This window comes from Pseudokineococcus marinus (genome assembly GCF_013004605.1).
Classification (GTDB): domain Bacteria; phylum Actinomycetota; class Actinomycetes; order Actinomycetales; family Quadrisphaeraceae; genus Pseudokineococcus; species Pseudokineococcus marinus.
Map to the genome: position 1 here is coordinate 1 of NZ_JABEMA010000236.1, position 4865 is coordinate 4865.

General features: G+C 76.4%; 6 protein-coding genes. 2 read left to right on the forward strand and 4 right to left on the reverse strand.

Annotated features, from left to right (window positions below; genetic code table 11):
• From HLB09_RS12965 to HLB09_RS12975, 3 genes are all read right to left on the reverse strand, one after another.
• On the reverse strand, positions 1 to 562 hold a 562-nt coding region (locus HLB09_RS12965), incomplete at its 3' end, for a CE1759 family FMN reductase (protein ID WP_171203771.1).
• Positions 562 to 1707 carry an LLM class flavin-dependent oxidoreductase gene (locus HLB09_RS12970; RefSeq protein WP_171203772.1) on the reverse strand — a complete coding sequence of 382 codons (1146 nt, stop codon included), beginning with the start codon at positions 1705 to 1707 and terminating at the stop codon, positions 562 to 564. The genes HLB09_RS12970 and HLB09_RS12965, both read right to left, overlap by 1 nt.
• A gap of 189 nt (positions 1708 to 1896) precedes the next feature.
• Entirely contained in the window at positions 1897 to 2856 is a 960-nt protein-coding gene (locus tag HLB09_RS12975) for an aldo/keto reductase (protein ID WP_171203773.1), read from the reverse strand.
• Positions 2857 to 3192: 336 nt separating this feature from the next.
• Between HLB09_RS12975 and HLB09_RS17885 the strand changes: the two genes are divergently transcribed.
• Positions 3193 to 3765: a hypothetical protein gene (locus HLB09_RS17885; protein ID WP_212771036.1), complete on the forward strand. Its 573-nt coding sequence runs from the start codon at positions 3193 to 3195 to the stop codon at positions 3763 to 3765.
• Between the two features lie 76 nt (positions 3766 to 3841).
• Here HLB09_RS17885 and HLB09_RS12985 read toward each other — a convergent pair whose 3' ends face one another.
• On the reverse strand, positions 3842 to 4588 hold the full coding sequence (locus HLB09_RS12985; RefSeq protein ID WP_171203774.1) for a sensor histidine kinase: 747 nt from the start codon (positions 4586 to 4588) through the stop codon (positions 3842 to 3844).
• 4 nt (positions 4589 to 4592) lie between these two features.
• Between HLB09_RS12985 and HLB09_RS20065 the strand changes: the two genes are divergently transcribed.
• Positions 4593 to 4865 (forward strand): DNA topoisomerase (locus HLB09_RS20065; protein WP_322790176.1); only part of this gene is annotated, 273 nt, incomplete at its 3' end.

Here is a 4865-nt window from a genome sequence, read left to right on the forward strand (position 1 = left end):
GGCGCGCGGGGCGCCCCGCGACGACCTCGGCGAGCTCGCCCGCCGCCCGCGAGACGCGGGCGGAGAGGGCGTCGCCGGACCGGCCGGCCTCGCCGCCCCAGTCCTCCGGCGCCGCGAAGACCGCCGTCGGCAGCACGAGGGCGCGCAGGTGCGCGAAGAGCGGGCGCATCGCGTGCTCGAGCACGAGCGAGTGCCGCTGGGTGCCCGCCGTCGCGCCGACGACGACCGGGACGCCGGTGAGCGCGTCCCGGTCGAGCGCGTCGACGAAGGTCTTGAACAACCCGCTGTAGGAGGCCGCGAAGACCGGCGTCACCGCGACGACCGCGTCGGCGCCGGCGACGGCGTCGAGCGCCGTCCGCAGGGCGGGGCTCGTGGCGTTGGCGATGAGGTGGTCGGCCAGGTCGCGGGCGAGGTCGCGGACCTCGACCACGGTGGTCTCGGCCTCGAGGCCGCGCCCCGCCAGGGCGTCGACGGCCCCGGCGGCCAGGCGGTCGGCGAGCAGCCGGGTCGAGGACGGCTGCCCGAGACCGGCGGAGAGGACGACGAGGGACCGGCGCTCCATCAGGCCACCGTCGCAGCCGTCGCGGGCGTCGGCGCGCCGAGACCGGTCTCCCGGTCACCGCCGCGCGCCGCGGCGTCCCGGGCCGCCACGCGGGACGCGTGCGTCGGGGCGTCGGGCACGTGGGCCGGGCGCATCGCGTCCATCTCGCGCCGCAGCACGGGCACGACCTCCGACCCCAGGAGCTCCATCTGCTCGAGCACGACGTCCAGGGGCAGGCCCGCGTGGTCGATGAGGAACAGCTGGCGCTGGTAGTCGCCGAAGTGCTCGCGGAAGGTCAGCGTCTTGTCGATGACCTCCTGCGGGCTGCCGACGGTCAGCGGCGTGTGCTCGGTGAACTCCTCCAGCGACGGCCCGTGCCCGTAGACCGGGGCCTCGTCGAAGTACGGGCGGAACCGGCGGACGGCCTCCTGGCTGTTCTTGTGCAGGAAGACCTGGCCGCCGAGCCCGACGACCGCCTGGTCGGCGGAGCCGTGGCCGTAGTGCTCGTAGCGGCGCCGGTAGAAGTCGACGAGCCGGATGAAGTGCTCCTTGGGCCAGAAGATGTGGTTCGCGAAGAACCCGTCGCCGTAGTACGCGGCCTGCTCGGCGATCTCGGGGCTGCGGATCGAGCCGTGCCACACGAAGGGCGGGACGCCGTCGAGCGGGCGCGGGGTCGAGGTGAAGGACTGCAGGGGCGTGCGGAATCGCCCCTCCCAGTCGACGACGTCCTCGGTCCACAGCCGGCGCAGCAGGGCGTAGTTCTCGATCGCCAGCGGGATGCCGTCGCGGATGTCCTTGCCGAACCAGGGGTACACCGGGCCGGTGTTGCCGCGGCCCATCGTGAGGTCGACCCGCCCGCCCGAGAGGTGCTGGAGCATCGCGTAGTCCTCGGCGATCTTCACCGGGTCGTTCGTCGTGATGAGCGTCACGGCGGTCGAGAGCAGCAACCGCTCGGTCTGCGCGGCGACGTAGCCGAGCATCGTCGTCGGCGAGCTGGGCACGAAGGGCTCGTTGTGGTGCTCGCCGGTGGCGAAGACGTCGAGCCCGACCTCCTCGGCCTTGCGGGCGATGGCCACCATCGCCCGGATCCGCTCGTGCTCGGTGGGCGTGCGCCCCGTCGTCGGGTCGGGCGTGACGTCGCCGACCGTGAAGACCCCGAACTGCATGACCGCCTCCTGCGCGCCGGCCCCTCGGCCGCCGTGATGTTCCAACGTTCAACTGTCGATGCGGTCAACGACCGCGGTCGGCCCGGTGTTCCCCCGCTGCGCCGTCCGGGGCGGCGCAGCGGGGGCTCGGGGTGCTGCGGAGGGTGGGGCCTGGGGACGCGGGGAGGCGGGGGCGAGGGCGGCGGGCGCTCAGCGGGCGGCGGTCGCCGTGTCGAGGGCCGACCGCAGCTCCGCGGCGTCGGCGTCGGGCATCTCCCAGTCGCCGGCGGCGGCGTTGGCCGCGACCTGCTCGGGCCTCGTCGCCCCCGCGATGACGGACGACACCTCGGGGCGGGCCAGCAGGCCCGCGAACGCCACGTCGAGCATCGACCGCTCGCGCTGCTCCGCGAAGGAGGCGACGGCCTCGGCGACGTCGAACGCCTCGTCCGTGAGCCAGCTCGGGCCCATGTCCCCGGCGAGGCGCGTCCCGTCGGGGGCCTGCTCGCCGCGGCGGTACTTGCCGGTGAGCAGCCCCGACGCCAGGGGGAAGTAGGGGAGGAAGCCGACGCCGTGCGCGGCGCAGGCGGGCAGCAGCTCGGCCTCGGCGCCGCGGCGCAGCAGCGAGTACTCGGACTGCTCGGACACGAAGGGCGCGAGGTGGGCGGTCCGCGCCGTCCACGACGCGTCGGCGACCTGCCACGCGGGCAGGTTCGAGGTGCCGACGTAGCGGACCTTGCCCTCGGTGACGAGCTCGCCCATCGCCGTCAGCGTCTCCTCGAGCGGCGTCACGCCGTCGGGGCGGTGGTACTGCAGGAGGTCGACGTGGTCGGTCCGCAGCCGGCGCAGCGAGCCCTCGACGGCGCGCCGCAGGTACCGCCGTGAGCCGCGGGCGCCGAAGTCGTCGCCGTAGAGGCCGCCCATGTCGAGGCCGAACTTGGTGGCGAGCACGACGTCGTCGCGACGGCCCTCGAGGGCCCGGCCGAGCGCCTCCTCGGAGGCGCCCTGGCCGCCGTAGACGTCGGCGGTGTCGAAGAAGGTGACGCCGTGGTCGAAGCAGGCGTCGACGACCGCCGTCGTCGCCTCCTGGTCGAGCCGGCCGCCGAAGTTGTTGCAGCCCAGACCGACCGCCGAGACGCGCAGGCCGCTGCTGCCGAGGTTCCTCATCCGCATGCCGTGACGCTAGGCGGGTGGGGTGCTGGGCGCCTGCCCGGCGGGCGTCGACGGTCAGGGCCGCCGCGGGTGCCGCCTCGTCGAACACGTGTTCGAGCCGTTGTCGGTGGTCGCCCCTACGGTCGTGGGTGTGGAGGACGAGGCGGTGCCGGGGCCGGGTGCACCGGGTGCCGTACCGGGCGCCGTGCCCGCCTCGGTCTCCGGTGCTGGCGCGGCTCCCGCGCTCGCGGCGCTGCGGTCGGCCCTGGAGGTGGGGCGTGCGGCGGTGGCGGGTCTGGGGCTGTGGTCGGTGGCCACGGGCGACCTGCGGGCGGTCCTGGGTAGCTCGAGGCCCTGGTGCGCGTCGCCCAGGCCGCGCAGGTGCTGGTGCTCGGGGAGGTCGCGGCCCGGGGTGAGGCGCTGGTGCCGGGCGGGTCGACGCCGGGGGAACGGGCGGTGCTGGCGCGGTCGCGGGCGGGGGACGGTCGCGGGGAGCTGGCGTGGGTGCTGGGGGTGCACCCGGCGACGGCGGCGCGGCGGCAGGCGACGGTCGCGTTCGTGACGGGGTCGGGGCTGCCGGCGCAGCGGGTCGCCCGCACCGGCGGGCGCGGGGCGGGCCGGTCCGACGCACCTGCCCGGCCTGACGAGCCTGGTCGGCCTGACGAGCCCGATCCCGAGCCCGACCGCAGGAGCGGGGCCGTCGACGTCGTCGAGCCCGGTGCCGCCGACGAGGTGCGCCTGGCTCGCGACCGGGGCTCGCGGCACGCCCGCCCGACCGACGCCTCCCGTGGCCCCGACCCGTCCTGCCCTCCCGACGAGTCCCTGCCCCCCGAGACCCCCGACCTGCCCGGCGGCAGCGGTCGCACCCACCTGCCGACGGCCCCCGGCGAGTCCTCCCCGACGCAGCGCGCCGACGGGGACGACCCGTGACGCGCCGCCGTGGGGTGGGCTCGCGCGCAGGGGCCGTCCTCGGACCGTCGGCCGAAGGCGGAGGCCGGGCCGACCGTCAGGTCGTGCCCGCTCGCGGGAGGGAGACGACCACCCGGGCGCCCCCACCGGGGGCTTCGTCGAAGTGCGCGTCCCCGCCCATGGCCCGGGCGCCGGCGCGCACCAGCGGCAGCCCGAGGCCGCTGGTGCTGGTGCCGGTCGTGGTGAAGCGGTCGAACACGCGCTCGCGGTCCTCCGGCGCGACGCCCGCGCCGTCGTCCTCGACCTCGAGGACGACGAGCCCGCGCTCGAGCCGGGCGCCGACGCGCACCTGCCCGGCCCCGTGCCGCCGGGCGTTCTCGACGACGTTCACCGTGATGCGGGCGAGGACGCGGCGGTCCGCGCGCGCCACGACGCCCTCCTCGCTGGTGACGGCGACGTCACCGACCCACCCGCGCGCCGCCAGCACCTCGCGCACGAGCGGCAGCACCGCGACGTCCTCGAGGTCCACGTCGCCGTCGCCGTGCTCCAGCCGCGAGAGCTGGAGCATGTCCTCGACGAGGCGGTGCAGCCGCTCGGTCTCCGCGAGCATCAGCTGGACGGGCTCGCGGCCGCTCTCGGGGAGCTGGCCGGTGATCGGCGCGACGAGCGAGGACGCCGCCACGAGCGTCGAGACGGGCGTGCGCAGCTCGTGGGCGAGGTCGGCGGTGAGCTCGCGCTCGCGCTCGTGCGCCTCGCGCTCCGTCCGGAGCCGTGCGCGCGCCCCCAGCCCCGTCGCACCGGCCGCCAGCGCCGCCGACAGCAGGACGGCGCCGCCCGCGCGCACGCCCGTGGCGCTCGCGCGAGCCTCGACCGGGGCGGTCGAGGCCAGCACGACCACCTGGGCGGACTCCTCCGCCAGGCCGACGACGAGCGCCCGACCCCCCTCGACGGTCGGGCCCACGTCGTCGTCGACCCCTTCCACGCGGCGGCCGGTCGCGCCCTTCACGACCTCGACGCTGCAGCAGGAGGCCTCGCGCAAGCTGCGCTCCAACGCGCGGGCCACGATGCGCACGGCGCAGTCGCTGTACGAGAACGGCTACATCACCTACATGCGCACCGAC